Origin of the sequence: Actinosynnema sp. NPDC059797 (assembly GCF_042732085.1) — a bacterium.
GTDB lineage: Bacteria > Actinomycetota > Actinomycetes > Mycobacteriales > Pseudonocardiaceae > Actinosynnema.
Map to the genome: position 1 here is coordinate 1 of NZ_JBHWIE010000746.1, position 1,318 is coordinate 1,318.

At 73.1% G+C, this 1,318-nt stretch carries 2 protein-coding genes; one reads left to right on the forward strand and one right to left on the reverse strand.

Annotated elements, in window-relative coordinates:
* Positions 1-9: 9 nt before the first annotated feature.
* On the reverse strand, positions 10-696 hold the full coding sequence (locus ACFV4N_RS43865; RefSeq protein WP_499678624.1) for a Crp/Fnr family transcriptional regulator: 687 nt from the start codon (positions 694-696) through the stop codon (positions 10-12).
* 265 nt (positions 697-961) lie between these two features.
* On the opposite strand from ACFV4N_RS43865, the gene ACFV4N_RS43870 reads away from it, so the two are divergent.
* Positions 962-1,102: a hypothetical protein gene (locus tag ACFV4N_RS43870; RefSeq protein WP_499678625.1), complete on the forward strand. Its 141-nt coding sequence runs from the start codon at positions 962-964 to the stop codon at positions 1,100-1,102.
* Positions 1,103-1,318 lie beyond the last annotated feature (216 nt).

Genomic DNA, 1,318 nt, shown 5'->3' on the forward strand with positions numbered 1-1,318 from the left:
GCCGAGGCGTCAGCGGTGGCCCGCGGCGATCCTCTTCAGGCGGTCGAGGTCGGGGACGTGGACGACGCGGCGGGTGCCGGTCACCAGGACCCCGGCGTCGCGCAACCCGCCGAACGCCTTCTCCGCGGTGCGTGGCTTCATCCCGGCGATCGAGGCCAGCTCGACGTTGGTCAGGGGCAGGTCCAGCCCCCACCCGCCGCCCGGGGCGGAGCGGCCGTGGCGCTGCACGAGGTGCACCAGCACCAGGGCGATGCGGGGCTCGGCGTGGCGCGGCACGGCCTGCCGCAGCCGGTTGGCCCAGCGGACCTGGTCGGCGGCGTCCCGGAACAGCTCGACCAGGACCTCCACGTGGTCGACGAGGAACATCCGGAACTCGAACTGCCGGATCAGCCGGGCGCCGACCTCGCCGCAGGCGATCACGGTGGCGGACCGCGGCTTGCCGTCCAGCGCCGACATCTCGCCCACCAGGTCACCCGCGGACTTCACCGCCAGCAGCGCCGGGTCGCCCGCCTGGTCGATCGCCCGGACCTTCACCGCGCCGCGCAGCAGCAGCACCACGTGCCCGTCCGCGTCGCCTTCCCGGAACACCACGTCACCCGGCGCGTAGGTCACCGGGCTGCCCAGGGCGAGCATCGCGTCCGCCACCCCGCCGCCCAGTCGGCCCAGCAACCCCCGGTCCGGTCGGTCGTCCCCCATTCGCCCCTCCCGGAAGCCCTGGTCCACCTCGCGTGGTCTGGCACGCGGTCCAGGACCATTTCACCACCGGTTCGGGTGTGGCGTCTCGCCGGTGCGCCGAGCACGCGGTCGGCGCACCCGCGCCGGCACCGGTCGCCGTGGCCGCGTTCCGCCGTCATCGCGCGTCGGATTGGCCGCGCCGCGAAAAGCGGGGCGAAAAGAAATTGCGGCGCTCCGCGTCGGAGGTGCATACTTTCCCCACACCACGAGATGGAGGGTCGGAGTCATGACGGGCATGGGGAAGCGGGAGGCGCAGCGATCGCGCCGGCGCGCCGCGATCGACGCCCTGCGCCCGTCGGCCACCCGGCGCACCGTCGTGCCCAGCTGGCGAACGACGCCGCTGAACTGCGCGGACTCCCCGCCCTGACCCGTGCCGGGTCACGTGAGCAGGGAGCCGCCCATCGGGGAACCGATCCGGGTGGCTTCTCCTTTTCACCCACCGGAAAGAATTATTCCCGGTGGCGTGCTTCGGGAAGCGGAACGGCCCCGAAACCGTCGCCCGAGGGTTCGACTCCTTCCGTCACTGCTCGGCGCCGCCCATTTCCCGGTGGGTTCGGCGCGCTCGTCGACAACTCCACAGCCT